Genomic DNA, 25759 nt, shown 5'->3' with positions numbered 1-25759 from the left:
ACGCTTTACGGAGGAGTGGGGCTCTGGGCAAGGGCTGGATGCGCTGGAAGGGGTTTCGCACCCAGGCGGACGCGGCCGTACGGTCAGGCATATATGGACAAACCAAGGGGATGCGCTGGAAGGGTTTTTGCGCCCAGGCGGACGCGGCATCTTCCCAGAGTATGGGCGGCCTTGATTGGAGGCGGAGTGGACGAGGACCTCAGTTCAGGACCATCCGGTCCGAGGCGGCATTGAGGTCGTGGAAGCGGTCGAGGAGGGTGGCGACGGTGAGCGCGGCCTTTTCCTCGCCGCGGGCCTCGAGCACGATGCGGCCGTGATGCATCATCACGAGGCGGTTTCCCAGGGCGATGGCGTGGGCCATGTTGTGGGTGACCATGAGGGTGGTGATGCCGTGCTCCGCCACGGTGCGCTCGGTAAGCTCCAGGATGTGCGCGGCGGTCTTGGGGTCCAGGGCCGCGGTATGCTCGTCGAGAAGCAGGAGTTCCGGCCGGCGCAGGGTGGCCATGACCATGGTGAGGGCCTGGCGCTGGCCGCCGGACAGCAGCGCCACGCGGTCGTGCAGGCGGTGTTCCAGCCCCAGGCCGAGGCACGCCAGGCGTTCTTGAAACAAGGCCAGCTCCTGGCGGCGCACCCCGGGGCGAAGGCCGCGCGGCGCTCCCCGGCGCAGGGCCAGTGCCAGGTTCTGGGCGATGGTGCCGCCGCCAAAGGTGCCGCGCAGCGGGTCTTGAAAGACTCGGGCCACCAGCCGGGCGCGGCGGTATTCGGGCCAGGAGGTGACATCGGTATCGTGAAAATGGATGCTGCCAGCATCGATGGTCAGGGCCCCGGCCACGCAGGAGAGCAAAGTGGACTTGCCCGCGCCGTTGGAGCCGATGATGGTGATGAAGTCCCCGGGCGCCACGGTGAGGTCCACGCCCTGTAAGGCATGGACTTCCTGTGGGGTGCCTCGGTGAAACCATTTGTGGATGCCACGGATGGAGATCATGACGTGCGTCTTCGGGCCAGTCGGGGGGAGGTCATGGCCAGCACCACCAAAATGGCGGTGACCAGGTTGAGGTCACTGGGGGAAAGGGACCAGGGGCCCACGTGGATGCTGAGCGCCAGGGCGATGGCAACGCGGTAGAGGATGGAGCCGAGGATCACTGCCAGGCAGGCGCGGGCCACGGTGGAGGCGCCCACGATGGTCTCTCCGAGGATGACCGAGGCCAGCCCCGCCACGATGGTGCCCACCCCCATGGTAGCGTCTGCCGAGCCTTGATTTTGAGCCACTACGGCGCCGCACAGGGCCACCAAGGCGTTGGAGATGCCAACGCCCACAAGGAGCACCCGGTCGGTATTCACTCCCAAGGCGCGGATCATGGCCGGATTGTCGCCGGTGGCCAGCATGGCTTGGCCGTATTCGGTGCGCAGGAACCAAATGAGTCCGCAGGCGATGACCAGCACCAGGGCGGCCATGGCCCACGGGGTCACTTGATAGAGGGGGAGCCCCAGGGCCTCGAGATCGTCGAGAAACGTGGGCTGCCCCAAAAGGGTGCGGTTGGGGCCATCCATGATGCGGATATTGATGGAGTAGAGGGCGATCATGGTGAGGATGGAGGCGAGCAGCCCCAAGATCCCGAGGCGGGTGTGGAGCAGGGCGGTGCAGGCGCCGGCCACGAATCCTGCCGCACTGGCCAGGGCCATGGCGCGGTAGGGATCGATACCGGCGCTGATGGCCACTGCAGCCACCGCCGCGCCCAGAGGCAGACTGCCGTCCACGGTAAGATCGGGAAAATCCAGGACACGGAAGGTGATATACACCCCGAGGGCCATGATGCCATAGAGGCATCCCTGTTCCAGGGCGGCAAGCAGCGCGGCAGTGGTCATGGCGTGGGCGCGGCGATACCGTTGATGATGAACGCGACGAGATCGTGCAGCAGGGTGGGGGTGGCGTACGGAGTGAGCAAATGGTGCCGCACCCCGCCTACCAGGTTGCAGAAGATGACCCGGCTGGTGCGGTGGGGGTCTGCGGGCTTGATGCTGCCGTCAGCCATCCCCTTGGCCAAGGCTTCTTCCAGAAGGAGATAGAGCTTTGCAAAGTCACGCTCCATGATTTCCCGCTCCGCCATGCCTTTGAGGTCGCTAAACGGCGAGCAGCGGATGAGGATGAGGAAGTGGCGTTTGGGATCCGTGGCAAAGGCGAAGTAGGTCTCCGCAAAGATGCGCACCGCCTCCAGTCCGGTGGTGGCTTGGGCCAGGGCCGCTTCTTCGGTGCGGATGAGGTCGTGGAGCACGTCGAGGCCTGCGGCCAAAAACAGGCGCTCTTTGGTGCCGAAATAATGGGTGAGCAGCCCCAGTGCCACACCGGCTTCCTGGGCGATCTTCTTGAAAGTGGTTTCCGCATATCCATGCACCCCAAAGAGGGCTTTGGCTGCGGCAAGGAGCGATTCTTTTCGGGATGAAGCTGTTTTTGCGCACATATTGGAAGATTTCCGGAGTTGAAAAACGCGGCGCTCTCGGTCACACTCCTCTGCTGCCGCGAGCACCGGTGGCTCGCGTGCATGCCGGGGGGTGTGGGTTTTGTCAACGCAAGGGGCATTTGCGGTGGTGGTGCTGGATCGGTATGCGTTCCTTTCCATGGCAGCGGCGGTGGCCTCCCTGGGGATCAAGGCGGCAGCCTATTTTTTGACCTCTTCGGTGGGGCTTCTCGCCGATGCCTTGGAATCTACGGTCAACCTCGCCGCCGCAGTGCTCCTGCTTGTTGCTTTGCGCGGGGCGCGCAAACCGGCGGACCGCACCCATGCCTACGGCCATGGGAAACTGGAATTTTTGGTCAGCGGCGTGGAAGGACTGCTCGTCCTGGCGGCTGCGGCCGGCATCGCCCTGGCGGCCTTCGAGCGGCTGCAGCAGCCAGTGACGCTGACTTCCCTGGACGTCGGCATGGGGTGTGTGCTCCTGGCCGCCGGAATCAACGGGGCCGTAGGCTGGGTGCTTTTGCGCGCAGGCCGGCGCCATCGCTCCTTGGCCTTGGAGGCCGACGCCCGTCATCTGTTTACGGACGTGGCGTCTTCGGCGGGCCTGCTGGTGGCCCTGGCCATCATGTGGACGCGTCCAGATTGGTGGATCGTGGATCCTGTCGTGGCGTGGGCTTTGGCGGGGCATATCGCCTGGACGGGCGGCGATATCGTGCTGCGCTCCATCCATGGTTTGCTGGATGCCGGGCTCGACGACGACGAACTTGCCGCCCTTGACGGCGTGCTCCGGGACGCCAACGTCGACTACCACGCCCTGCGCACGCGGCGGGCAGGGCGCCAGCGTTTTGTGGACTTTCATTTGCTCGTCCCCGGACATATGAGCGTGCAGGAGTCGCACGCCTTGTGTTCGCAACTGGAGGCGTCCATCGAGCGGCGGTTGCCCGGCACCCAGACGGTCATCCATGTGGAGCCGCGCGACGGACACACAGAGAGCGCGCAAGGACAGGGAGTACAGGAGGAATAGCTATGCGATACCACCAAATCCTCGTCGGCATCGTGCTCGTAATGCTGGTGGCGGGCTGCGCCGCCATGGGAGAGTGGACCGGCAAGGCGGTGCGGACAACCAACGAGGCGGTTCAGGATTTCAAGGCCGGGTATGCCAAGGGCCGGGGGCAATAATGTTTGAAAAGCGATTATCGTCAAGGAGATAAAGAAATGAGCAACCCTCTGGTATTGGTCGACACCACCAAAGGAGAGTTTTTGGTGGAGCTTTTTGCGGACAAGGCGCCGCAGACGGTGGCCAATTTTTTGCGCTACGTGGATGAAGATTTTTACGTGGGCACATTGTTCCACCGCGTCATCCGTGGATTTATGATTCAAGGCGGCGGTCTGGACAACATGATGCGCGAAAAACCCACGCATCCGCCCATTCCCAATGAAGCTCATAATGGGCTCAAAAATCTCGAAGGCACCATTGCCATGGCCCGTACTGCAGATCCCCATAGCGCTACCTCGCAATTCTTTATCAATACTGTGGATAATCCTGACCTCGATTATGTGGACGAATCCAATTATGGGTACTGCGTCTTTGGTCAGGTCATTGACGGTATGGATGTGGTCAAAAAGATCGAAAAGGTGCGAGTGCGTCCTTTTGCCGGGCATGAACATGTTCCTGCGGATCAGGTTTCCATCAACAGTATCTCTCGTTTTGAATAAGAGGTTGTCATGAGTGAGGATTTTGCTTCCCTGCTGGCCCAATACGAAGAGCGGGGGGCAGGGGCGCGGCCGAAGGTCGGGGACCGGGTGCAGGCTACGGTGGTGGCCATCGGCGAGCATGCCGTGTTCGTGGACGTGGGCGCCGGCGTGGACGGCGTGGTGCTGCGGGAAGACCTTCTGGACGCGCAGGGGGAGCTTGCTGTTGCCGAAGGGGATGTGCTCGATCTGTATGTGGTGGCAGCAGGGGAATCGGAGCTGCGCCTGGCGCGCTCGGTTTCTGGCGTTGCCGGTTTGGGCCTCTTGGAGGAGGCCTTTGCTGCGGGACTGCCTGTGGAAGGTCGGGTGAGCGCGGTGGTCAAGGGCGGAGTAGAGGTCCAGGTGGCTGGCCGCCGCGCCTTTTGTCCGGCATCGCAGATCGGCGACCGCTCCGTGGAGGACCTCTCGACCCTGGTGGGGCAAACTTTTCGTTTTGTGATCACCACCTTGGGCGAGCGTGGCCGCAACATCGTGCTTTCTCGACGCAAGCTCTTGGAAGAGGAGCGCCGCCAGAGTCAGGAAACCTTTTTTGCCCGCGTGCGCGAGGGCGACGTGCTGGAGGGGACCGTGACGCGCTTGGCCTCCTTTGGGGCCTTTGTGGAAGTGGCCCCGGGTTTGGAAGGGCTGGTGCACGTCTCTGAGCTTTCCTGGAGCCGGGGGGTGCAGCCCGAAGACATCCTGGCCGTGGGCGAGCGGGTGCGCGTGAAATTTTTGGGCCGCAGTCCGGACGCCAAGAGCGGGGGAGAGCGCATTTCCCTTTCCCTCAAGCAAGCGGGCGAAGACCCGTGGCAGCGGGTGGCGCAGGAGGCGCGCGAAGGGGAGATCTCTGCGGGGACGGTCACCCGCTTGGCGGATTTTGGCGCCTTCGTGGAGCTTTGGCCAGGGGTGGAGGGCCTGATCCATGTGAGCGAGATGGGGCGGCGGGTACGGCGTCCCGACGAGGTGGTGCGGCCAGGAGACGCGGTGCGCGTGCGGATCTTGGCGGTGGACCTGGAGGCCCGCAGGCTTTCTCTGGCCTTGGCCGAAAGCCCCGCCGGGGCGCGCGAGACCGAAGATCGTGCCGACGATTGGCGTCGGTATGCTTCTGCTTCCCAAGGGTTGGGGAGTCTGGGGCAAGCCTTGGCCAAGGCCATGCACCAGAAAAAGCGTAAGGAGTGAGCGTATGGCGATGGAGCGTTGGGAGTGTCCGTGTGGCTATGTGTACGACCCTGCCGAGGGCGACGCCGAGCACAACATCCAGGCAGGCACGGCCTTTGAGGACCTGCCTGAGGATTGGGTCTGCCCCAAGTGCGGGGCGGAAAAGTCCTACTTCGAAAATTCGAAAAAATCGATTGATCCGTATCCGGCCTGCTCCCTGGTGGGGCAGGCCGGAGAGGCGAGGAAGCCATGGCTAAGACATGGGAATACCAGCCGGTGAATGCCTGGCGCCGGTACGCATCGCCTGCGCACGAGGCGCGGCGTGAGGAACTCGTCCGGGAGTGTGCGGCGTTTCTTTCCCAGTGCAAGACCGAGCGCGAGACCGTGCATTGGCTGCTGGCACAGGCGGCCTCGCAGGGGTTCCCCCAGGGCATAGGCGAGGGCACGGCCTGTTTTCCGTTTCGGGACAAGGCCATCATCCTTGCCCGGCGCGGTCGGCGTCCGCTTGCCCATGGGGTGCGTCTGATGGCGGCCCACGGGGATACCCCGCATTTGGACCTCAAGCAGCGCCCCTTGGTGGAAGAGGCCCAGGTGGCCCTCTTCAAGACCCACTATTATGGCGGAATCAAGAAATACCAATGGCTGGCCCGGCCGTTGGCCCTGCATGGGGTGGTGGTGACCCGCGATGGGGTCGTACACCCTGTGGTGGTGGGCGAAGCCCCAGAGGATCCGGTGCTGACCATTCTGGACCTTTTGCCCCATTTGGCCAAGGCCCAAAAAGAGCAGTCCGTGGACAAGGCCTTTGAGGGCGAGAAGCTCAACCTTGCCGTGGGACATCGTCCAGGAAAGGCCGAGGAGGAAAGCGTTCGTCACGCCGTTCTTGCGGTCTTGCATGACCGTTTTGGCTTTGCGGAACAGGACCTCATGAGTGCGGAGCTCCAGGCCGTACCAGCAGGACCTGCTCGGAGAGTGGGGCTCGATGGCTCCATGCTCGGCGCTTACGGCCAGGACGACCGGCTTTGCGTCTTTGCTGCAGCCACGGCGTTTTTTGCTGTGCCAGAGCCGGAATTTACACAAGTCCTTGTAGTTTGGGACCGGGAGGAAGTCGGCTCGGAAGGGGCCAGCGGTGCGAAATCCCGGTTTCTGCGCTACACCTTGGAAGATTTGGTAGATGCTTGGGCCCCGGGGACCCCACTGCGGCAGGTATTTTTGGCGAGCCTGGCGGTGTCTGCAGACGTGCATTGTCCGTTGGATCCGGACTATCAGGACGTGCATGACAAAGCCAACGCCTCCCTGCTTGGACATGGGCCGGTGTTTTCCAAGTACACCGGCCATGGCGGCAAATACGGCGCCAGCGACGCAGACGCCGAATACATAGCCTGGTTTCGCCATATCCTTGGCGATATTCCCTGGCAGATGGCGGTCATGGGCAAGGTGGATATTGGCGGGGGCGGTACGGTGGCCAAGGATTTGGCGGCCTACGGCATGCGGGTAGTGGATTTTGGCCCAGGCGTACTTTCCATGCATAGCCCCTTTGAGGTGAGTTCCGTGGTTGACCTGATAGCTACAGTGGATGCGTACACGGCGTTTTATGGCTCGGGAGGCTTTCCATGCCGGTGATCATGGGCACAGCCGGACATGTGGACCACGGTAAGACGTCGCTCATCAAGGCCTTGACGGGTATCGACTGTGATCGCCTCGTTGAGGAACAGAAGCGCGGCATCACCATCGAGCTGGGATTTGCCTACCTCGATGTAGCCCCACAGACACGTATCGGCATCGTGGACGTGCCGGGTCATGAGCGTTTCGTGAAGAATATGGTGGCCGGGGCAGCGGGTATCGATTTCGTGCTTTTGGTGGTGGCTGCCGATGAGGGCGTCATGCCTCAGACTCGCGAGCACGTGGAAATCTGTACCCTTTTGGGGATCCGCACCGGTATCGTGGCCCTGACCAAGGTGGACGCCGTGGAACCTGAGTGGCTGGAGTTGGTGCAGGACGAGGTGCGTGGCTACCTGGCGGGGACTTTTTTGGCCGAAGCCCCGATGATCCCGGTATCGGCGCATTCCGGCCAGGGGTTAGATGCCTTGCGTGCGGCCATTGCGCAGGTAGCGGCAGGCTTTGGACCGTACCGTCGATCCGACCTCTTTCGGCTACCTGTGGATCGGGTGTTTACCATGAAGGGGCACGGCACCGTGGTGACCGGGACGTCCATCTCGGGGGCGGTGCACGTGGGGGAAGAGGTGCGCATCTATCCCGGGACGCACAGGGCCAAGGTGCGCGCCATTCAGGTGCATGGGCGGCCGGCGGATGTGGCCCTGGCTGGAGAGCGCACGGCCATCAACCTCCAAGGGGTGGAAGTGGCGGATATTGCCCGTGGCGACGTGCTTGCCGCTCCAGACTCCTTGTTCCCGTCAGCGGTGTGGGACGTGGAGATTTCCTGCTTGCCCTCGGCGCCGCGGGGTATTCGCCACCGCACCGAGGTACATCTCCACCACGGCGCCCGGGAGATCTTGGCTCGGGTGCACCTTCTGGACCGGGAGCGGCTTTTGCCGGGCGAGCGGGCCATGGTCCAGATGCATTTGCCCGAACCTTTGCCCTCGGTCTTTGGAGATCGCTGCATCGTCCGTTCTTTTTCCCCGCTGCGCACCATCGCGGGCGGCCGCATCGTCAACCCGTTGGGACGACGATTGCGGCGCAAGCCCGAGGCCGTGGCCGCCCTGGAGGCGTTGGCCCAGGCTGAAGGCGAAACGCTCATCCTCGCTCAATTGGAATTGGCCGCAGCCGCAGGCCGAAGCTTTGCGGAACTGCGCGTGCTCACGGATGTGGAGACCAAGGCCTTGGAGCGGGCGCTGCAGCTTTTGGCCAGCCGCCAGCAGGCCTTTCTCTTTGACCGGGACGAGCGGCGCTGGGTGGGTGCCGCGGTGGTGGCCCGACTCGAGGCCGAGTGCCTTGCCGTCGTGGCCGCACTCCACGCCAAGGAGCCTTTGCGGGCGACGATTTCCCGGGCTGAGCTCGTCTCCAGCTGGGGTCGGGAGCTTTCCCCAAGGCTTGCCCATTTCGTGATCGAGCGTTTGGTGCGCAGTGGCGCCCTGGCGGCCGAAGGAGACGGGGTACGGCTTTTTTCGCACCAGGTGGAGTTGGGGGAGCGCCAAAGCGAGCTCAAGGAACGCTTGGTGTATCTTTTTGCAGAGACGGCGCTGATGCCGCCCAGTCTCAAGGCCCTTGGCGAGCATGATATCGACCCCAAGGCCGCAGCGCCCATGGTGCGCATGCTGCTGGAGGAGGGGGTGCTCATCAAGGTGAGCGAGGACTTGGTGTTTCACGCCCCGGCCGTGGCGGCCCTGGTGGAGCGGGTACAGGCCTATCTCACGGAACATGCCGACATGGGGCCTGCGGAGTTTCGTGAACTTGCTGGCGGCATTACCCGCAAATACTCCATTCCCCTTTTGGAATATCTGGACAAGACCAAGGTTACCTTGCGGGTGGGGGACCGGCGGCAGCTTCGCCGCCGCTAAGCGCTATCGGGGCCGGACTTCTGGCCCTTTTTTCGTTTTGAGGAAAGGCCATGGAATTGGACTGCGTGAAGATCGTGCCTGGAGGAAATCCCACGGTGCTGGTGCGCACCCCGGTGCCCAGCGAGTTGCGGGCTGCGGCGGCGCTGTGGATCATGGGAGACTTGGGCATCGGCGGGGAGCAGGTCGGGTTTGTGGACCTTGCGGGTCCGCTGCCACAGCTTGCCATGATGGGCGGGGAGTTTTGCGGCAATGCCTGCCGGGCGCTGGCGGTGCTGCTAGCGGAAGAAGGGCTGACTGCCTCAGGAGAGGAGGTCCTGATCCATGCTGCGGGCGCCTTGGAGCCGGTGGCGCTGCGGGCGATCCTCCATGACGGGGTGTGGCAGGCATGGGTGCGTCTTCCTTCGGGCGTGGGTCAGGCGCGGCACGTGGAACCGGGGGCATGGCTGGTGCGGCTTCCCGGGATTGTCCACCTGCTTTTGGATGCAGAGCGCTTTTTCTTTTCCGCGCAGACCTGCGTGGAAGACGCTGCCCGCTGGCGTATGCGTTTGGGCTTGGAAACCGAGGCCGCGGTGGGGTGTATCTGGTTTTCTCATGCGGACGGCGTGCTGCGTATCCATCCTGTGGTTTGGGTGCAGGCCACGGGTACTACCCTCTTGGAGACGGCGTGTGGTTCCGGCACCATGGCCTTGGCGTCTGTGCTCCCGCATTTGCCGTGGGCGCACGGTGTGGCGGTGCTGCAGCCCAGCGGCGCAGCTTTGGAGCTTACGGCAACACCCGCCGGGTGGTGGCTCGGCGGTCCGGCCCGGGTGACCGCCCGGGCCCGGCTTTTCTGGGATTAGACGCGTTTACTCTGGATGGCTGTCTGGATGACCTGATCCGCGGTGGTGATGACCTTGGCATTGGCCTCGATGCCTTTCTGGTAGATGATCATGTGGACGAACTCCGTGGCCAGGTCCACGTTGGCTTGTTCCAGAGTGCTGCCTCGCACCTGCCCCAGTCGCCCGGTACCGGCAAAACCGTAGCGGATGCTGCCCGCCTCGGGAGCGGCAGAGAAAAGATTGCCGCCCTCGCTGCGCAGTCCCTGGGGATTGGTGAAGTCCGCCAGCACCAGTCGGTAGAGGTCGAGATCCTGGCCGTTGGTGTATTTACCCACCAAGGTGCCGTCCGCCCGCACGAAGACATCCTGGAGGTAGCCTACGGCAAAGCCGTCCTGAGATTGGGTGATGGTGGCCGAAGGGGCCATATAATTGGTCATAGCCAGGGCTTTTTTGTTTGGGGAGCCTAGGGCGGGAAGGTTGGCGGCATCGGTTCCCAAGCTCGCCAGGGTGGCGGAGGGATTGATCCAGCCGGGCTGCGCTTGGGTATCGCGCAGGCCCATGTCGAGGCGGATATTTTGCGTCTCTGCCCCGGAAAAGGTTACCGGTAGAAGCGGATAGCCGTCTTCGTCCAGCGGCACTGGGGTCCACGCTGCCGGGTCATCGCTCGTGCCGGAAAAAAGACTCATGGAAAGAAGATTGCCTTCCGGGGAAAAAGTGAGCGTGCCTGCGCCAAGGATGCCCTTTTTGATGTTCTTGCCAGCGCTGCCGTCGAGGGCGGGATCTGTGGTAACGAGAAACTCCATGATCCGCTGCCCGTTTTGTTGCGGCTGAGCGCCTTTTGCCGGGTCGAAGATCAGGGAAATGGGGTGGGCAGTGCCTGCGGCGTCGTAGACCGTCAGGCTCGAAAGATAAGCCCCGCTGGGGAGCGCATTGGTGCTGGCATCCCAGGCATCGAAGAGGGCGGTGAAAGGTGAGGTGCTCGAAGGAGCGGTGTCCAGACTTGCGGCATTGAGGTTGGCAACAAAGGTGATGGAACTCGTGGCCTGCCCAGGAGATGCGGCCACACTGGCAGTGGGATCCTGGGGGTCTGGGCTCAAAGTAAGGCGGATGGGTTCCCCTGTGCCGGCCTGGGTGGAGCCTGCGGGCGCTCCGTGCACCATGAGTCCTGCCGGATTGCGCAGATACCCCTCGTGGTCGAAACGGAAATTGCCTGCCCGGGAGTAGCGTATGGCGCCTGCGGCGTCTGTGAGCACGAACCATCCGTATTCACCGCCTATCGCCACGTCCGTACCGATGTTTGTGGTCTCCAATGGGCCCACGTCCATGTCGTGGAGGATGGAGCTCACCGAAGACCCCTGCCCTACTTGATGGAATGCAGAAGTCCCGCTGGAGATGGTCTCGCTCATGAGGGTTGCAAAATGCGCGGTGGATGCTTTGAATCCGGTGGTATTCATATTGGCGATATTATGGGACACGACGTCCAACCCGGTTTGGTGCGTCATAATGCCGGTCGTGCCGATATACAGGGATGGGGACAGACCCATGGGAGACCTCCACTGGGAAAAAGATGCCGTTGCAATACCCTAAGCAGGGGGTATGCCAGAAAGACGCATTTTTGGTTTTCTTTCGGGTTTCTGCTTGCGTTGCTTGCCGACACTTGCTAGCAACGCTCCAGCTTTCATCGGTAGAGTTCGGGAATGTTTGGCCGAGGAGAGATATCTTTGTGAAAGGACTCAGTTTTTTCTCCAAGACGCAAGTCGGTCTCGGCGTGGACCTTGGCAGTGAATGGCTCAAGGTCCTCAAGATTTCGATGCGTGGGAGTCAGGCGCGATTGGAGCACCTGGCCCGAGCGCTATGGTTGCCTGGAGAGTTGGACGCCCCAGGTACGGCAGGAGCCAAAGTGGCGGCCTTGCTCCAGCACTTGGAGGTCAAAGACAAGGTTGTTGTGTCTTCGGTGGCCGGGCATTCGGTCATCGTGAAGCGGGTGGTGTGTGAAGCCGACTCCCCCAAGCTTTTGGGCGAGGTCGTCCATCGGGACGCCCGGCAGTACATCCCCTTCGACATTACCGATGTCTTTCTCGATTATCAGTATCTCGCCCCCGGAACCAAGGAAAAAACCCACGAAGTGCTCTTGGTGGCGAGCAAGAAAAAGGCGGTGCAGGGGCTCGGAGAGGCCATGGCCCAGGCCGGCCTTTCCTTGAGTGTGGTGGACGTGGATGCCTTTGCCGTGTGTAATGCCTTTGAATTCAACTATCCGGAATTCAAAACCAAGCCAGCCTATCTTTTGGACATCGGCGGGACCCAGAGCGTTTTGTGTGTTCTGATGGGTTTTGAGCCGGTGTTTTTACGGGAAGTAGGGTTCGGAGGCCGGAGCCTGTCCGAAGGCATCGCCAAGCGGCTTGGAGTCAACCGCGGCGAGGCGGAACGTTTGAAGATCCAAGGCCCCGAGAGCGAGAATGCAGCGGACAATGCGCTGGTCATGGATGTTGTGCGGCAGACCATCACCGGGTGGTGCGACGAGGTCAAGCGCCTCATCGGTTTCTACGAGTCTTCTGTATTGGATGCCGTGGTGGCGGAGCAGCTCTTTCTCTCGGGCGGCGGGGCCCTTTTGCCGGGCATTGCCGATGCCTTTGCTGCGGAGATGGGGATCACGGTGGACCTGCTTGATCCCTTCCGACGGGTGGATGTGCCGGAGTCGCGCTTTCAGCCGGAGTTTGTGCGTGCTGTGGCGCCGCAATTCGTGGTGCCTTTTGGTTTATCCCTGCGGGGGATCGTATGATTACCATCAATCTTTGGCCGCAACCCAAGCGGGCAAGGGTCTCGGACAAGGGCCGAGCCATTTTTGTGACAGCGTTGGGCATTGTGGTGGTCGGGGGGCTTTTGGCGGGCTCCTATTGGTACTTCGATGTCCAGATTCAAGCGTTGCAGCAAGCGATTCAGGAACGCAATCAGACCAAAAGGCTCCTTTTGGCGCAGATCGGCAAAGCCAATCAGTTCGTGGATGAGCTCAAGGCCATTGAGCAGCGCATCCAGGTCATCAAGGAAGTGCGTATGCGCCAGGGGTTGCCGGTGCGTTTCCTTGACGCTTTGGTCGCCACCATGCCGCCGGAGCGATTGTGGTTTGAATCCCTATCCCTGGGCGCTGGCGGCCAGATGAATCTTTCCGGCGTGGCCTTAGACAACCAGGCCTTTGCCGCGTACGTGGAAGCCCTGCGCCAATCACCGTTCATCGCATGGGTGGACACGCAACGGACCTCGCGGCGCGATGTGCAAGGCCGTGGCCTGGTGGCCTTTGTCTGTTCTGTCGTGGGCAAAGACCCAGGAGACGAAGCATCGACCTCCAAGGATGGCAGCCATGGATAAAGCGGCATTGTATGCAGCGTGGCAGGGGCTCGCCTGGTGGAAGAAAGCTTTGGTGTGGATGGGGGGCTTGCTGCTCTTGGGGGCTGGATGGTGGTATTTCGTCATTGATCCCCAAACGGCGGAAATTGCCCAATTGCAACGCCAAGTGGAGACTTTGGACGGGGAGATCGCCAAATACCGACTCCAAGCTGCTCAGCTTCCGGATTTGGAGCGGGACATCAAACGCCGGCAGATGGAATTTCTGTATGCTAAAACCTTGCTCCCTGAAGACGCCCAGGCGTTGGAACGGCTCTTGGCGTCTTTCGAGAAGCTGGGTCGGGATGAAGGGATCGAGTTTTTACTGTTTCAGCCAGGAGGCGAGACCCAAGCAGATTTTTACGCCACACGGTCAGTTTCCATTCAGGTTTCCGGTCCATTTCATCGCCTGATGAGCTATTTCGATAAACTGGCGCGTTTGGATCGTCTGGTGGCTATTCAAAGTGTGCAGTTCGCTCCAGTGGCGGATTTTTCCCCGACGGAAAAGCGCCTCAACGCCAATGTCAGCCTGGTGGTGTATCGGGCGCTCACGGATGCAGAAATGGAAGCGCGCAAAAAGCAACAGGAAAAGAAGAAATGACGCGTCACCTTGTTGTCGCTCTGCTTGTTCTTCCGGGCTTGGTATGGGCTGCAGATCCGCTTCCGGAGACCCCAGGGGGGCAGGACGCCGGGAATGCCACGGAAAATGCCACCCAAGTCCCTCTGCCGGAATGGATTCGTCCGCGCTTTGCTCCATATGATCCTGCGGGCCGCACGGATCCGTTTATGTCGTTTATCCAGCTTCGCGCCGTGGAGCAGACGCGCAGCGTCATACAAAAACAGCAGGAGAAGCGGGAACCCGCAACACCGCTGGAGACCGTGGATCTGCGTACCCTCAAGCTTGTGGGGGTGATGACGCCGAAAGATAGCGCTGCTGTGGGCGTGGTCCAGATGCCCGATGGCAAGAGCTTTATCGTCCGCCCGGGAATGGGGATCGGCCTCTATGGGGGCATTATCAAAGAGATTCGTGACGGATCCCTTATTGTGGAAGAAAAGACCTATGATATTCTTGGCGAAGAGCAGACGCAAACGGTGACGCTCTCGCTGCGTCCAAGCGAATAGAGGTGGTGGGGTATGCAGAAGATATACACATGGGCTGTGATGGTGGCGTTTTTTTGGGTTTGCGGGTGCACAACCGTTCGCCCTGTTGGGCCTACGCCGGAAGGGGAGGTGCATGCTGCAGAGCGTGCGGCATCTGTAAGCCAAGCCAGTTCGGACGTTGCGTCCCGCCCTCTGTTGGAAGCCATGACGCTGCAGCCGGTGGCGGAAGGTACGCTGCTCGAGTTCCCTGCCGCGGCGCCTTCGGAAGTATTCGTCGATTATGACATGGCCCGGCGCTTTGTGGTGCGTTTTACCCCGGCGGTCCCGGAATTCATTCCTGCCACGCCTGCCGGGGTAGTCCAACGGGTGGACCTCGAGGCGCGGGAAGGCAAGGTCGCTTCTGTGGCGGTGGAACTCTCGGCCCCCGTGCGCTATCTCCTCTCTCGTGAAGGTGCTCGGGCGCGTCTTTTGCTCGCCCCGGCAGAGGCTGGCCGCGAGATGACTCCGTCATCGGCATCTGCCACGCCAGCGGTGGTGGATGCAGTCGAGTTTGCCGCCTCGGAGCGTGATTTCTCTGTACTCCTTTCGTCTTCGGAACCTTTGCGGGTGCTGCCTGGACCCAAGGGGGATGTCTTTACCGTCGTCCTGCCTGGAGCGAAGTTTTCGCCTACGGTCGCCAAGGTGTATCGTGTGGAAGGCAGCCAGCCCATCGAGCGGGTTCAGGCCCTCAACGTAGGTAGTGACGCACAGCTAGTGTTTACCGGGATCACCCGGCCCGCCTTTACCGTCGCCCGGGAAGGGGGAGTGACCCGGTTACGGTTGGCCGTGGAGCGTGGTGTGTCTTCTCCGGCAAATATGGCCCAGAAAAAAGTTTCGTCCGCCGCCCAGGCCGCGCCAGCCTCTCAAGACCCCGGCACCATCTTTCCGGGCATGAAAAAAGAATACCATGGCGCGCCTGTTACCTTGGATCTTCAGGAGGCCAAGGTAGAGCATGTATTGCGGCTGCTCAGTGAAATCGCAGGATACAATCTCATCCTCGATGAAGGGGTCTCCGGAACGGTGTCTCTGAAACTGGTGGATATCCCTTGGGATCAGGCATTGGATCTGATATTGCTGCAAAAGAACTTGGGCATGGTGCAGCAAGGCAATTTACTGCGCGTTGCGACCATGGAACAATTGCGGCGGGAAAACGAGGAATTGCAGCGCGCTCGTGAGGCTGAGGCCAAGGCCAAAGAAAGCCTGGAAAACGTCCTCCCCACCCGCGCGGAGTTTATCCAGGTCAACTACAGCACTGCGGCGGAGTTCGAGCAGAAGGTGCGGGAACTGCTTTCTCCCCGAGGCAAGGTCTCTGCCGACAGCCGTACCAATACGCTGATCGTGACGGACATCGAGCCTGTATTGCAACGGGTGCAGAGTTATATCGCCAAGCTCGATCGCCCTGAGCGGCAGGTGCTCATCGAGGCGCGTCTCGTGTATGCCACCGATGATTTTCAGCGGGATATTGGCATCAAGTGGGGCGCGACCATGCAGGATGAATCCAAACGAGACGATGAGCAATATCAATGGGATTCGTCGGCGTCGGGATTCAATGCGCCCTTTGGTACCACAGGCCTCGGCTTGGCGGGCAATATCGGCAAGATCCTGGGCAAGGATTTGTGGTCCTTGGACGTCTCTCTCCGTCTTGGCGAGACCAAGAACTTGGTGAAAACGGTTTCTTCCCCGCGGATCGTGACCCTCAACAACAATCGCGCCGAGATCAAGCAGGGTATCAAGCTCGCCACGAGTGGTGAGTCGCAAAGCGGCGGCACCACCACGGAGTATACGGATGCGGTGCTCAAGATTTCGGTGCAGCCCCAGATTACTCCTGATAACAAGCTGATCTTGGATGTGGAGATCAGCGACGACAGTCCGACAGCCACGGGACGGGATATCGAAACCAAGTCTGCCCGCACCAAGATGATCGTCGGAGACCGGGAAACCATCGTCATCGGCGGGGTGCTGAAGGCTTCGGACCGTTCGGCAACGGAGAAAATTCCCGGGCTGGGGGACGTGCCTCTGCTCGGCCGCCTCTTCCGCCAGGACGAGACCGCCTCTTCCAAACAGGAGCTTTTGATCTTCCTGCATCCACGCATCCTGTAAGGCGAGGGCGTCGCGATGCCCCCAGGGCTCTTCCTGCACGGAAGGGCCTTTTTTGTTGGAGGCAAGATCGGGAAGAGAGATTGGCGGCTCTAGTGCATTTGGCCCAGGAGCGCGTCGGTTTTGATACTGACGTCCTGGATGGTGGGCGTGAAGTCCACGGAGAAGAGTCGCTCGGGGATAAGGGCCCGTTTTTGGATGGGGCTGATGGCGGGATTGAAGACATATCCGCTTTCCGTGGCCAGACAGTCGGCAAGCTTGAGGAGAAAGATCGCCGCCGGGGCGTCGTCGCGCACCAGGCGGTGATGGCCGTAGACCGCAAGCTGAATTTCCTTGGAGAATCCCCATAACTTGAGGGCCTTGGCGCTCACCACCGGGTGCGTCATGCCGAAGAGGCGCTCTTCGGCATCCAGCGGCGGCTCTTCGGCCGTGATCCAGATGGTCATGAGTTCCGCAAAGGCCTCGGGCGCCAATTTGGCCATGATGAGATAGCCGATATCGTGGAGGAGACCTATGATGTAGGCACTTTCTTGTTCTTCTTCGGTAAGGGAAAGAAGCGCCGGAAAGTAGGCAGGAATTTGCTGGCACAGGTACGCGGTGGCGAGGCTATGGCCCCAGAGTTTGCGCAGTGGGAAACCCTTGGGGAGCCCTGCCTCAGCGAGAGATTGAGTAAGGGTGAGGTAGTAGACGATGCTGCGCACTTCCCGCAGCCCGAGGCGCACCAATGCCTTATGGGGAGAGGTGATTTTTTCCACGCCTCGGTACAGGGGCGAGTTGGCGATGGCCATGATGCGGGCGCAGAGTACCGGCTCGGCGCTCATGGCCTCGGCGATCTCCTCCAAGGTGGCGTTGCGGGATCCGAGAAGTTGCCATAAGCGAAGGACCGCTGGCTTGATGGGCGGAAGGTCGTGGTCGCTTAAGGTATCGAGACGAAGCATGGGATATCCTTGGCGGGAACGATGTCCACATGGTGCAGTGTAGGTGCCTTGGGCAGGAAGCTCAAGGGCGATGTTGGACTCATGGCTTGAGGAGCGCTGGATGAAAGTAACATTTTTGGGGGCGGCGCGGACAGTGACAGGTTCGTGCTATGTGTTGGAAACGGGCGCAACGCGTTTTGCCGTGGATTGCGGTATGCATCAAGGAAACCGGGCCATGGAGCTGCGCAATTGGGACGAGGCCGGGAGGTACCGCCCAAGAGAACTCGATTTCATCCTCCTCACCCATGCCCATGTGGACCACTGCGGGCTTTTGCCGCGCTTGGTGAAGCAGGGCTTTGCCGGCCCTGTGTACACCACCGCGCCCAGCCGGGACTTGGTGGAAATCCTTTTGGAAGACAGCGCGTATATCCAGGAGATGGAAGCCCGTTGGCGCAGCTCCAAAAAACAGCGCGCCGGAGGGCTGCCTGAGGAGCCGCTCTACACCGTCGAGGATGCCGTGGCTGCGGTGCAAAAGCTCCAGGTGGTGGAGTATGACCGCGAATTTTCTCCCAAGCCCGGCGTGCGGGTGATGTTTCGCAATGCCGGGCATATCCTGGGCTCCGCCTTTGTGGAAATTTGGGTGCAGGATGAGGGGCGCGAGAGCAAATGCGTATTTTCCGGAGACTTGGGCCGACCCCATCAGCTGTTGGTCCCGGATCCTTGGACCATCGATCAAGCGGATTTCCTTTTTTTGGAATCCACTTACGGCAATCGTGATCACAAAAACGAGGATTCCAGCCGCCAGGAATTGGCGGAGGCCATCGCGTACAGCTATCGCCACGGCCAAAAGGTCTTGATCCCGAGTTTTGCCGTGGAACGCACCCAAGAAATTCTTTTCTCGCTGCACCTGCTTGCCAAGGAAGGGAAACTGCCAGCGGACATGCCGGTATTTTTGGATAGTCCCCTCGCTATCAAGGCCACGGAGATCTTCCGGAAACATGCGCGCTTTTACGATGACGACGCCCGCGCCGTACTCGATGCCGGGGAAGATCCCCTCTCGGTCCCGGGGCTGCAACTCGCCCAAACCGTGGAAGAGTCACGGGAGATCAATACCCGTCAGGGGCCTGCCATCGTTATTGCGGGCAGTGGTATGGCCAATGCCGGGCGTATCAAGCACCATCTGCGCCACAATATCTGGCGGGAAGGCGCGTCGGTGGTTTTCGTGGGATTTCAAGCCCAAGGGACTCCAGGGCGGCGCATTGTGGACGGGGCCCCGTCCATCCGCATCTTGGGCGAACAATTGGCGGTCCGGGCCAAGGTGTTCACCATCGGCGGGTTTTCTGCGCATGCGGGCCAGAGCCAACTCTTGGAGTGGCTCGGACATTTCCGCTCGCCATCCATGCAGGTGTATTTAATTCATGGTGAGTATGCGGCGCAGCAGGAGTTCGCCCGCCTCATTAAGGAGCGCTTGGGATACACGGTGCATATCCCCGACTACCTGGATGAGTGCACTTTGGAGCCGGGCGGCGTTTTCCAACTGACTTCCCATCACGATCTTGCCCCGCGCATCGATTGGGATTTCTTGCTGGAAGAGACGCACTGCAAACTTGCTCAGGTGCAGGATCGGGTGCGTCACCTGGATCGTCTCGGGTATACCAGTCAGGTGGAAATCCGCGGCACTATTGTGGATATCAACTCCAAGCTCCTGGAAATTCTCTCCGAACTACGTATGGTGGAAGCCCAGCCGCAGGCTTCGCAAGCGGATGTATAGATGCGGATCATTGCCGGTACGTTTGGAGGACGGGTGCTGGGTACTGCTCGCGGTCCGGGGTATCGGCCTGCCACTGGGCGGGTACGGGAGGCGCTTTTTTCGGCCCTTGGATCGCTCGGTGTGCGGTGGCAGGGGATCCAGGTGGCCGATATCTTTGCCGGTAGCGGTGCCCTTGGGCTTGAGGCCCTAAGCCGCGGGGCATCCCGGGCGGTCTTCGTGGAACGCGCGGCGGCTGCGGCGCGGGTGCTGCAGGACAATATCCGCTCCTTGGGACTGACGCCGGAGCAGGCCTCGGTGGTGCGCATGGACGCCCTGCGCTGGGTGCAGCAACCCTCCGGGCCCTATCATGTGGTTTTTGTGGACCCGCCGTATGGACGCGGACTTTTGGCGCCGGTACTTGCGGCGCTTCCTGCGCTGCTTGCTCCGGACGCCATAGTGGTGGCGGAAACCGAGGCCGCGTTGGAAATTGCATCCACCCCGTGGAATTTGGTTCGAGATACGCTCTACGGACAAACGAGGATACGTGTATGGCAGAACGAATAGCTATTTATCCCGGAACGTTCGATCCTTTGACCAATGGTCATGTGAGTATCGTACGCCGGAGTTTGGATATTTTCGATAAGGTCATTGTTGCGGTTGCAATGCATTCGGGAAAAAATCCGCTTTTTTCTTTAGAAGAGCGTGTAGATATGGTGCGGGAAGTATTTCAAAAAAATACCAGAGTCATTGCGGAAGAATTTTCCGGATTACTGGTAGAATATGCGCATTCACGTGGAGTCAACACAATCATTCGTGGTCTGCGCGCCGTTTCCGATTTTGAGTATGAATTTCAGATGGCGCTTATGAATCGAAAACTTGCTCCAAATATCCATACCGTCTTTATGATGACGGACTACAAGTGGTTGTATATCAGCTCCACCATCATCAAGGATGTGGCCAGGCTTGGGGGCAGCATTGATGGATTGGTGCCTGAAGTGGTGGCCGGACGCATCCGGGAGCGGCTCTTCGCGGCATGAAGCGTCTTCCAGTGCTTTGTGTCGTGGGGGCAACGGGTACCGGAAAGACCGCTGCGGCCTTGGCCTTGGCCGATGCCCTGCATGGGGCGGTGATCAATGTGGATTCGCGCCAGGTTTACGCCCACATCCCCATCGTCACCGCTCAGCCCTCGCCCGAGGAGCAGGCCCAGTGCCCGCATCTGCTCTACGGATATCTCCCGTTGGACAAGCCGGTCCAGGCCGGAAGTTTTGCCCGCCAGCTGGCAGACGCCGTGGATGCGGCGAGAGCCATGGGACGGACCCCGATTCTCGTGGGCGGTACTGGCCTGTACCTACGCGCCTTTTTGCAGGGGATCGCCCCGGTGCCGCCCATTGCCGATGCAGTGCGTGCGGCGGTGCTTTCCCGCTGCCAGACCCATGGCCCGGAGATGCTGCATCGACGCCTGGCGGAAGTGGACCCTGTGAGCGCCGCCCGCATTCATCCGCGTGACAGCCAGCGTATTTGTCGCGCCCTGGAAGTCTTCGAGGGCACCGGCGAGCCCCTTTCGCGCTGGCATGCGCGCACCGTGCCGGTGGCTGCGGTGCGGGGAATCATTCTCGGTCTTTCCGCGACGTTGCCGGAGCTGACTCCGCGGCTCGCCCAGCGTATTCAGGCCATGCTTGCTGCGGGCGCGCTCGAAGAAATGCACGAGGCCTGGCGTATTTGTCCCAACCGCAGCGCGCCGGGGTTTTCTGGTATCGGTTGCCCGGAACTTTTGGCGGTGATCCATAGAGAGATGGATTTGGCCACAGCCCAAACCACTTGGCTGGCCAATACACGCGCCTACGCCAAGCGGCAGATGACGTGGTTTCGCAAAGAGAAGGTGCATTGGGTTGCGCCCACCGACCATGCCCGCATGGTGGAGTGGGCGCGCCGAGCGCTGGAAGAAGAGGCGTAAACTGCCGCGCCCCGCAGCGGGGCGGTGCGTTAGGCTTGCTTGGTTTCCGACGGGGTGTCGTTCTTTTTGGGGCTGACGTCGATTTCTTCGGGCTCGCTCGTGGCCTTTTTGAAATTTTTGATCGCCTTGCCCATGCCCGCTCCGATCTCCGGCAGCCGATTGGCGCCAAAGATAACAAGCACAATAACCAAGATAACGAGAAGCTCCGGGATGCCGATGCCGAACATGCCTACCTCCTTGGGATGGATGCCTTTCCCTAGTGCGCCCTGCAGGCGTGGTCAATACGAGGATGCCCGCGGGCATGTCGGAGTTGCTCTGGAAGTCGGAGCCTCTTTGGCGAGCAGGACTCCGGACACATCATGGGGTGCAAGTTCGGACAGCGGAGGCGCCCGAACGCTTCCCAACTCTGTGACTTGGTTTTTTGCGTGAAGTTATGTATAATCGATTTTCGCGAGGAGGATGATGTCCGCTGCAGTGCTTCGCTTGTCCGGCCAGGGGTGTCAGTATTGGACACATGGCCATTGTTGGCGGCCCGAGGCGGAAAATCCGGGCTGGGACCAGGGTGTTATCTGTTTGGTGCTGGCGGCGTTGGAGCGCACCTATGATGGCGCCCTGGCGGCGCAGGAGTCTGGAGTATCTGGCGCCTTGGCGGCGTGGTCGCGGTGGGGAGAGAGCGTGCTGGCATCCCCGTGGGATTGTCTGGACTTCCAGTCCCAGACAGGGGAAGATGGCGTGGTCTGCCGCTTTTTGCGGCACTCGGTGTGTGTGTTGCGCTTGCCCTCATGTGCAGGTCGTTGCCCGCACTTTCATCCTCGTCGTTCGTAAGGAGCAGTATGCATCAACCGACATTCATGTATTTTCCGTGGCTCCATCCAGCCCTGGTACCATCAGGACTGCCTGTGCCGTGCGCAGTACTCGATCCTGGCATTGCCGTGCAGGGATATGATGTCCCCCGGTGGCGGCCGCAGTGGCCTTACACGGATGATCAGATTCGCCGTATTATCGCCGAGTTTTTGCGTCAGGCTTCGGAGGCCGCGCGGCCTGCGGATCTGGCGGCCCGTATGGCTGCGGGTGCGGAAGATTTCTATACCGATACCGCTTTGGATATCCGCTCCCAGCTCACGGGTGGTGCCCCCGTCCAGGATCCCGAGCAGGGGCGTTTGCGGCAGATTCAGGTGCTTTTGGCCTTGGAATTCACTCGAGAAGAGGCGGTGGTGGATCTCATTGCGGAGCAAACTCGCCTCGCCCAAGCACGCCATCAGTGGAAGGCGAGCTTGGGAGTGGAGGCCGACGATCTGATGTCCTTGGAGGTGCCGGAGGTGGACGTGGTGCGTCCGGCACAAGAATTGGACTGGCAGCAGTTGCTCTGGGCTATGGATGCGGTGGTGCCTGTCCAGATTCCTTTTATGGTGGCCGATGCGGCGGTAGCGACGCAATGGCGCGAGGCTGGTGTCCCCTGGACCATGGGAGAACACGGGCGCTTCGTGTGCCATTTGGATGATACGGTGGTGCGCGCTTTGGGAGTGGCATTCCGCGGCTCACCCTCTGGGCGCATGGTGATGATGACTCAACCAGAATGTGAGGCAGTATGAACACGGACAAGTTGGGTACGCGAATCCAGCGGTTTCGGGAAATGGCGGAGATGACGCGGGAGCAACTGGCCGAGCGCAGCGGCCTTGCCCTCGATTTTATCCAGCGTTTGGAAGAGGAATCCCTTTATCCCTCCTTGGGGCCGCTGCTCAAGATTGCCCGGGCCCTTGGCGTGCGCTTGGGAACCTTTCTCGATGACGAATTGGGGCAGGACCCGGTGGTCGTGCGTCAGGGCGAGCGCCGCGATGAGCTGCACATGCGGGGCAAAGACTGCTCCGTGGGTCTCACTTTCTATTCACTTGGAAAAGGCAAAAAAGACCGGCACATGGAACCGTTTTTCATCGAGCTCGCCCCGCAGCCTGCGCGCGGTGACACTGCGCTCTCCAGTCATGAGGGCGAAGAATTCATCGTTGTGGTGAGCGGCGAGGTGGAGATCGTTTATGGCCGGGATACCTATGTGCTGAGCGCGGGGGACTCTATTTATCTCAATTCCATTGTGCCCCATGAAGTGCGTTGTCATGGGAACACGCCGGCATCCATCTACGCAGTATTGTATTTCCCTGAATAGGAGATCACTATGGAAAGGCCTACTCTGCGAGAAATTACTCTGGGCCAGATGCTCGATGAGGCCATTGCGCAGTATCCCGACAACGAAGTGGTCGTGTATGTGGATCGCAATTTCCGGCTGACATACCGGGAGTTCGGCAAGCTGGTTGATGATGTCGCCAAAGGACTTATGGCCCTTGGCGTCCAAAAGGGTGAAAAAGTTGCTATTTGGGCGTCCAATGTGCCGTATTGGGTGGTGCTCCAATTCGCCACAGCAAAAATTGGCGCTATTTTGCTCACGGTGAACACTTTTTATAAGTCAGCGGAGTTGGAGTATCTTCTCAAGCAATCGGAAGCCGAGAACCTCGTGCTCATCGATTCGTTCCGCGACACGGATTATGTGCAGATTGTTTACGACCTGGTGCCTGAGCTCAAGACGCAGCAGCGCGGCTACTTGCAGAGCGAGCGTTTCCCCGATCTCAAGCGGGTCATTTTCATGGGGCCGGAAAAACACCGGGGCATGTACTCCATCCCGGAGGTGGTGAGTCTTGCCCGCATGGTGGGTGAGGATGAATACCTAGCGCGTCAGGCAAGCCTTTCTCCGCACGATGTGGTCAATATGCAGTATACATCGGGAACCACAGGATTTCCCAAAGGAGTGATGCTCACCCATTACAACATCGGCAACAATGGTTTTTGGATTGGCGAAAACCAGCGTTTCACGAACAAGGATCGCATTTGTTTGCCGGTACCGCTCTTCCATTGCTTTGGATGCGTCCTTGGGGTGCTTGCCGCAGTGAGCCATGGGGCAACCCTGGTGATCCTGGAGAGCTTCAATCCCCTCATGGTCCTTTCTTCGGTGGAAGAAGAAAGATGTACGGCACTCTATGGAGTGCCTACCATGTTCATTGCCGTACTCGAGCATCGTTCTTTTGACCGTTATGATCTTTCTTCGCTCCGAACAGGCATTATGGCCGGAGCTCCCTGTCCGGTGCCGGTGATGGAAAAGGTCATCGACAAGATGCATATGCGGGAAATCACCATTTGCTATGGCCTCACCGAGGCTTCGCCGGTTATGACGCAGACTCGGGTGGACGATAGTATCGAGCATCGGACCCAAACCGTGGGCCGGGCCATGCCGGAGATCGAGGTGACTATCCGTGATCCGGAGACCAACCAGCCGGTTCCTTTTGGGGTGCAGGGCGAGGTGTGCTGTCGCGGCTACAACGTCATGAAAGGGTATTACAATAACCCCGACGCCACGGCCGCGGCCATCGACGTGGAGGGATGGCTCCATTCCGGTGATTTGGGGACCATGGACGAGCAGGGATACGTGCGTATCACCGGCCGCCTCAAGGACATGATCATCCGTGGTGGTGAGAATATCTATCCGCGGGAGATCGAAGAGTTCTTGTACCGCATGGAAGGCATCAAGGATGTGCAGGTGGTTGGGGTCCCCAGCCGCAAATATGGCGAAGAGGTGGGCGCGTTCATCATCCTCAAAGAAGGGTTCGACTACGCGCCGGAAGACATCAAGGATTTTTGTCGCGGCAAGATCGCCCGCTACAAGATTCCCAAATACATCGCTTTTCTTGACGAATATCCCATGACGGCAAGCGGAAAGATCCAGAAATACAAATTGCGCGAACTGGCTGCGCAGATGTTCCCCGAGGCCATGAAATGACGGACCCTGTGGCGCCCCCGGCGCACGTGCTCGCCGAAGTGCGGCGCGTGCGGGGCGTGGTGTTTGATTGTGACGGCGTACTCTTCGACTCCCGGGACGTGAACCGGGCGTACTACAATTTCATTTTGGAGCGTTTGGGCCTGCCTCCCATGAGCCCGGAGGCCGAAGAGTACGCCTACATGCACACCGTGGACGCTGCCCTGGCCTACTTGGTGCCTGCGCACCTGCTCCCTCAGGCCAAGGCGCTGCAAGGCCATATGACCTATGGGGATTTTCTCGATCGCATGATTCCGGCCCCGGGTGTCCATGACGTGCTCGAAGCGCTCCACGGGTGGGGGATTCGTTTGGCGGTCAATACGAACCGCAAAAACTCCATGGAGATGGTGTTGGAACGGTTCGGGATGGCCCATCTGTTCGCCCCGGTCATGACCGCGGCCAAGGTCGTACGGCCCAAGCCGGACCCGGAAGGGCTGCTGCGGATTTTGGCCCATTGGGACATGGGCCCGGATCAGGTGGCCTATGTGGGGGATTCGGAGGTGGATGCCGCTACCGCCGCCGCAGCGGGTGTGCCCCTGTGGGCGTACCGGAACCCTGAACTTCCAGCCAAGCTCCATGTGGACAGTTTTGCCGATCTGCGGCATTGGTTTGCATACGTTTTGGGTGGTGCCTCCGGAGTGCCGCGCTGAACGAAATCTTTGCCAAGGAGTCGGCATGGCAGTGATTACGAGTTTGGTGAGTGCTGTATATTTTGTTTTGGATACGGTTCTCTCGCTCTATTTTTGGATCATTTTGGCAGCAGTGGTGCTTTCATGGGTAAATCCTGATCCATACAATCCGATCGTTCGTGGAATCCGCTCCTTGACCGAACCTGTCTTTTATCGCGTCCGGAAGTGGATGCCGTTCACGTTCATGAGCGGTATTGATTTCTCTCCGGTCGTTGTGATGTTGGCCATCAAGTTCGTGCAGGTTTTTCTTGCACAACTACTTGGAAGAATGATGTTTTTTTGATGGTATGACGCCGATATCGT

The 25759-nt window shown here is 60.3% G+C and carries 27 protein-coding genes and 1 pseudogene; 22 read left to right on the top strand and 6 right to left on the bottom strand.

Annotated elements, in window-relative coordinates; translation table 11 throughout:
- Positions 1-199: 199 nt before the first annotated feature.
- The 3 genes from QMF81_RS08245 to QMF81_RS08235 are packed head-to-tail and all read right to left on the bottom strand — an operon-like array spanning position 200 to position 2459.
- Entirely contained in the window at positions 200-985 is a 786-nt protein-coding gene (locus QMF81_RS08245; protein ID WP_281750330.1) for an ATP-binding cassette domain-containing protein, read from the bottom strand.
- Positions 982-1866, bottom strand: coding sequence for an ABC transporter permease (locus tag QMF81_RS08240; RefSeq protein WP_281750328.1), 885 nt, complete (start codon positions 1864-1866; stop codon positions 982-984). The genes QMF81_RS08245 and QMF81_RS08240 overlap by 4 nt, the downstream gene beginning before the upstream one ends.
- Positions 1863-2459 carry a TetR/AcrR family transcriptional regulator gene (locus tag QMF81_RS08235; protein WP_281750326.1) on the bottom strand — a complete coding sequence of 199 codons (597 nt, stop codon included), beginning with the start codon at positions 2457-2459 and terminating at the stop codon, positions 1863-1865. Before QMF81_RS08235 ends, QMF81_RS08240 begins: the two co-directional genes overlap by 4 nt.
- Positions 2460-2550: 91 nt before the next feature.
- Between QMF81_RS08235 and QMF81_RS08230 the strand changes: the two genes are divergently transcribed.
- From QMF81_RS08230 to QMF81_RS08195, 8 genes and pseudogenes are all read left to right on the top strand, one after another.
- Positions 2551-3477 (top strand): cation diffusion facilitator family transporter, encoded by a 927-nt coding sequence (locus tag QMF81_RS08230; RefSeq protein ID WP_348772171.1) that lies wholly within the window; start codon positions 2551-2553, stop codon positions 3475-3477.
- 2 nt (positions 3478-3479) lie between these two features.
- Complete coding sequence (locus tag QMF81_RS08225; RefSeq protein WP_281750325.1) at positions 3480-3632, top strand: hypothetical protein; 153 nt, start codon at positions 3480-3482, stop codon at positions 3630-3632.
- A gap of 36 nt (positions 3633-3668) precedes the next feature.
- Entirely contained in the window at positions 3669-4169 is a 501-nt protein-coding gene (locus QMF81_RS08220; RefSeq protein WP_281752956.1) for a peptidylprolyl isomerase, read from the top strand.
- Positions 4170-4178: 9 nt separating this feature from the next.
- Positions 4179-5363 carry a S1 RNA-binding domain-containing protein gene (locus QMF81_RS08215; protein WP_281750324.1) on the top strand — a complete coding sequence of 395 codons (1185 nt, stop codon included), beginning with the start codon at positions 4179-4181 and terminating at the stop codon, positions 5361-5363.
- Between the two features lie 10 nt (positions 5364-5373).
- Positions 5374-5520 (top strand): annotated as a pseudogene (locus tag QMF81_RS08210) (rubredoxin); the annotation flags it as partial.
- A gap of 71 nt (positions 5521-5591) precedes the next feature.
- Positions 5592-6962 carry an aminopeptidase gene (locus QMF81_RS08205; protein WP_281750322.1) on the top strand — a complete coding sequence of 457 codons (1371 nt, stop codon included), beginning with the start codon at positions 5592-5594 and terminating at the stop codon, positions 6960-6962.
- Entirely contained in the window at positions 6953-8857 is a 1905-nt protein-coding gene (gene selB, locus QMF81_RS08200; protein ID WP_281750320.1) for a selenocysteine-specific translation elongation factor, read from the top strand. Before QMF81_RS08205 ends, selB begins: the two co-directional genes overlap by 10 nt.
- Positions 8858-8907: 50 nt before the next feature.
- On the top strand, positions 8908-9696 hold the full coding sequence (locus QMF81_RS08195; protein WP_281750319.1) for a hypothetical protein: 789 nt from the start codon (positions 8908-8910) through the stop codon (positions 9694-9696).
- Here the strand turns inward: QMF81_RS08195 and QMF81_RS08190 are convergent.
- On the bottom strand, positions 9693-11219 hold the full coding sequence (locus QMF81_RS08190) for a flagellar hook protein FlgE (protein WP_281750317.1): 1527 nt from the start codon (positions 11217-11219) through the stop codon (positions 9693-9695). The genes QMF81_RS08195 and QMF81_RS08190 overlap by 4 nt on opposite strands.
- Positions 11220-11398: 179 nt before the next feature.
- Between QMF81_RS08190 and pilM the strand changes: the two genes are divergently transcribed.
- From pilM to pilQ, 5 genes are all read left to right on the top strand, one after another.
- A complete protein-coding gene (gene pilM / locus QMF81_RS08185; RefSeq protein ID WP_281750315.1) occupies positions 11399-12454 on the top strand; it encodes a type IV pilus assembly protein PilM in 1056 nt (351 codons plus the stop codon).
- Entirely contained in the window at positions 12451-13038 is a 588-nt protein-coding gene (locus QMF81_RS08180) for a PilN domain-containing protein (protein WP_281750313.1), read from the top strand. The genes pilM and QMF81_RS08180 overlap by 4 nt, the downstream gene beginning before the upstream one ends.
- Positions 13031-13654, top strand: coding sequence for a type 4a pilus biogenesis protein PilO (pilO, locus tag QMF81_RS08175; protein WP_281750311.1), 624 nt, complete (start codon positions 13031-13033; stop codon positions 13652-13654). Before QMF81_RS08180 ends, pilO begins: the two co-directional genes overlap by 8 nt.
- The gene (locus tag QMF81_RS08170) at positions 13651-14175 is read left to right on the top strand and encodes a pilus assembly protein PilP (RefSeq protein ID WP_281750310.1); all 525 of its coding nucleotides are present in this window, start codon (positions 13651-13653) and stop codon (positions 14173-14175) included. Before pilO ends, QMF81_RS08170 begins: the two co-directional genes overlap by 4 nt.
- A 183-nt stretch (positions 14176-14358) precedes the next feature.
- The gene (pilQ, locus tag QMF81_RS08165) at positions 14359-16293 is read left to right on the top strand and encodes a type IV pilus secretin PilQ (protein WP_281750309.1); all 1935 of its coding nucleotides are present in this window, start codon (positions 14359-14361) and stop codon (positions 16291-16293) included.
- Positions 16294-16382: 89 nt separating this feature from the next.
- Here pilQ and QMF81_RS08160 read toward each other — a convergent pair whose 3' ends face one another.
- Positions 16383-17228, bottom strand: coding sequence for an HDOD domain-containing protein (locus QMF81_RS08160; RefSeq protein ID WP_281750308.1), 846 nt, complete (start codon positions 17226-17228; stop codon positions 16383-16385).
- Positions 17229-17328: 100 nt separating this feature from the next.
- Between QMF81_RS08160 and QMF81_RS08155 the strand changes: the two genes are divergently transcribed.
- Genes QMF81_RS08155 through miaA form a run of 4 tightly spaced genes read left to right on the top strand, consistent with a single transcriptional unit; the run spans position 17329 to position 20911 of the window.
- Positions 17329-18978, top strand: a complete 1650-nt coding sequence (locus QMF81_RS08155; protein ID WP_281750307.1) for an MBL fold metallo-hydrolase — start codon at positions 17329-17331, stop codon at positions 18976-18978.
- The gene (gene rsmD, locus QMF81_RS08150; RefSeq protein WP_281750306.1) at positions 18979-19521 is read left to right on the top strand and encodes a 16S rRNA (guanine(966)-N(2))-methyltransferase RsmD; all 543 of its coding nucleotides are present in this window, start codon (positions 18979-18981) and stop codon (positions 19519-19521) included.
- Positions 19506-19994, top strand: coding sequence for a pantetheine-phosphate adenylyltransferase (coaD, locus tag QMF81_RS08145; RefSeq protein ID WP_281750305.1), 489 nt, complete (start codon positions 19506-19508; stop codon positions 19992-19994). Before rsmD ends, coaD begins: the two co-directional genes overlap by 16 nt.
- A complete protein-coding gene (gene miaA / locus QMF81_RS08140) occupies positions 19991-20911 on the top strand; it encodes a tRNA (adenosine(37)-N6)-dimethylallyltransferase MiaA (protein WP_281750304.1) in 921 nt (306 codons plus the stop codon). Before coaD ends, miaA begins: the two co-directional genes overlap by 4 nt.
- A 29-nt stretch (positions 20912-20940) precedes the next feature.
- Here miaA and QMF81_RS08135 read toward each other — a convergent pair whose 3' ends face one another.
- Positions 20941-21138: a twin-arginine translocase TatA/TatE family subunit gene (locus QMF81_RS08135; RefSeq protein ID WP_281750303.1), complete on the bottom strand. Its 198-nt coding sequence runs from the start codon at positions 21136-21138 to the stop codon at positions 20941-20943.
- Positions 21139-21744: 606 nt separating this feature from the next.
- On the opposite strand from QMF81_RS08135, the gene QMF81_RS08130 reads away from it, so the two are divergent.
- From QMF81_RS08130 to QMF81_RS08110, 5 genes are read left to right on the top strand one after another with little or no spacing between them, the layout of a single operon-like run.
- Positions 21745-22503: a hypothetical protein gene (locus QMF81_RS08130; protein WP_281750302.1), complete on the top strand. Its 759-nt coding sequence runs from the start codon at positions 21745-21747 to the stop codon at positions 22501-22503.
- Positions 22500-23069: a cupin domain-containing protein gene (locus QMF81_RS08125; protein WP_281750301.1), complete on the top strand. Its 570-nt coding sequence runs from the start codon at positions 22500-22502 to the stop codon at positions 23067-23069. Before QMF81_RS08130 ends, QMF81_RS08125 begins: the two co-directional genes overlap by 4 nt.
- Before the next feature lie 9 nt (positions 23070-23078).
- Positions 23079-24731, top strand: a complete 1653-nt coding sequence (locus QMF81_RS08120) for an AMP-binding protein (protein ID WP_281750299.1) — start codon at positions 23079-23081, stop codon at positions 24729-24731.
- Positions 24728-25417 (top strand): HAD family hydrolase, encoded by a 690-nt coding sequence (locus tag QMF81_RS08115; RefSeq protein WP_281750298.1) that lies wholly within the window; start codon positions 24728-24730, stop codon positions 25415-25417. The genes QMF81_RS08120 and QMF81_RS08115 overlap by 4 nt, the downstream gene beginning before the upstream one ends.
- A gap of 25 nt (positions 25418-25442) precedes the next feature.
- Entirely contained in the window at positions 25443-25739 is a 297-nt protein-coding gene (locus QMF81_RS08110; protein WP_281750297.1) for a YggT family protein, read from the top strand.
- Positions 25740-25759 lie beyond the last annotated feature (20 nt).

Origin of the sequence: Thermodesulfomicrobium sp. WS (assembly GCF_027925145.1) — a bacterium.
GTDB lineage: Bacteria > Desulfobacterota > Desulfovibrionia > Desulfovibrionales > Desulfomicrobiaceae > Thermodesulfomicrobium.
This window is presented reverse-complemented; position numbering and strand designations above follow the sequence as displayed.

Excerpts from the sequence above, each read along its gene's own strand:
- QMF81_RS08245 (WP_281750330.1), bottom strand. The coding sequence starts at position 985 with ATGATCTCCATCCGTGGCATCCACAAATGGTTTCACCGAGGCACCCCA.
- QMF81_RS08240 (WP_281750328.1), bottom strand. The coding sequence starts at position 1,866 with ATGACCACTGCCGCGCTGCTTGCCGCCCTGGAACAGGGATGCCTCTAT.
- QMF81_RS08235 (WP_281750326.1), bottom strand. The coding sequence starts at position 2,459 with ATGTGCGCAAAAACAGCTTCATCCCGAAAAGAATCGCTCCTTGCCGCA.
- QMF81_RS08225 (WP_281750325.1), top strand. The coding sequence starts at position 3,480 with ATGCGATACCACCAAATCCTCGTCGGCATCGTGCTCGTAATGCTGGTG.
- QMF81_RS08220 (WP_281752956.1), top strand. The coding sequence starts at position 3,669 with ATGAGCAACCCTCTGGTATTGGTCGACACCACCAAAGGAGAGTTTTTG.
- QMF81_RS08215 (WP_281750324.1), top strand. The coding sequence starts at position 4,179 with ATGAGTGAGGATTTTGCTTCCCTGCTGGCCCAATACGAAGAGCGGGGG.
- QMF81_RS08205 (WP_281750322.1), top strand. The coding sequence starts at position 5,592 with ATGGCTAAGACATGGGAATACCAGCCGGTGAATGCCTGGCGCCGGTAC.
- selB (WP_281750320.1), top strand. The coding sequence starts at position 6,953 with ATGCCGGTGATCATGGGCACAGCCGGACATGTGGACCACGGTAAGACG.
- QMF81_RS08195 (WP_281750319.1), top strand. The coding sequence starts at position 8,908 with ATGGAATTGGACTGCGTGAAGATCGTGCCTGGAGGAAATCCCACGGTG.
- QMF81_RS08190 (WP_281750317.1), bottom strand. The coding sequence starts at position 11,219 with ATGGGTCTGTCCCCATCCCTGTATATCGGCACGACCGGCATTATGACG.
- QMF81_RS08180 (WP_281750313.1), top strand. The coding sequence starts at position 12,451 with ATGATTACCATCAATCTTTGGCCGCAACCCAAGCGGGCAAGGGTCTCG.
- pilO (WP_281750311.1), top strand. The coding sequence starts at position 13,031 with ATGGATAAAGCGGCATTGTATGCAGCGTGGCAGGGGCTCGCCTGGTGG.
- QMF81_RS08170 (WP_281750310.1), top strand. The coding sequence starts at position 13,651 with ATGACGCGTCACCTTGTTGTCGCTCTGCTTGTTCTTCCGGGCTTGGTA.
- pilQ (WP_281750309.1), top strand. The coding sequence starts at position 14,359 with ATGACGCTGCAGCCGGTGGCGGAAGGTACGCTGCTCGAGTTCCCTGCC.
- QMF81_RS08160 (WP_281750308.1), bottom strand. The coding sequence starts at position 17,228 with ATGCTTCGTCTCGATACCTTAAGCGACCACGACCTTCCGCCCATCAAG.
- QMF81_RS08155 (WP_281750307.1), top strand. The coding sequence starts at position 17,329 with ATGAAAGTAACATTTTTGGGGGCGGCGCGGACAGTGACAGGTTCGTGC.
- rsmD (WP_281750306.1), top strand. The coding sequence starts at position 18,979 with ATGCGGATCATTGCCGGTACGTTTGGAGGACGGGTGCTGGGTACTGCT.
- coaD (WP_281750305.1), top strand. The coding sequence starts at position 19,506 with ATGGCAGAACGAATAGCTATTTATCCCGGAACGTTCGATCCTTTGACC.
- miaA (WP_281750304.1), top strand. The coding sequence starts at position 19,991 with ATGAAGCGTCTTCCAGTGCTTTGTGTCGTGGGGGCAACGGGTACCGGA.
- QMF81_RS08135 (WP_281750303.1), bottom strand. The coding sequence starts at position 21,138 with ATGTTCGGCATCGGCATCCCGGAGCTTCTCGTTATCTTGGTTATTGTG.
- QMF81_RS08130 (WP_281750302.1), top strand. The coding sequence starts at position 21,745 with ATGCATCAACCGACATTCATGTATTTTCCGTGGCTCCATCCAGCCCTG.
- QMF81_RS08125 (WP_281750301.1), top strand. The coding sequence starts at position 22,500 with ATGAACACGGACAAGTTGGGTACGCGAATCCAGCGGTTTCGGGAAATG.
- QMF81_RS08120 (WP_281750299.1), top strand. The coding sequence starts at position 23,079 with ATGGAAAGGCCTACTCTGCGAGAAATTACTCTGGGCCAGATGCTCGAT.
- QMF81_RS08115 (WP_281750298.1), top strand. The coding sequence starts at position 24,728 with ATGACGGACCCTGTGGCGCCCCCGGCGCACGTGCTCGCCGAAGTGCGG.
- QMF81_RS08110 (WP_281750297.1), top strand. The coding sequence starts at position 25,443 with ATGGCAGTGATTACGAGTTTGGTGAGTGCTGTATATTTTGTTTTGGAT.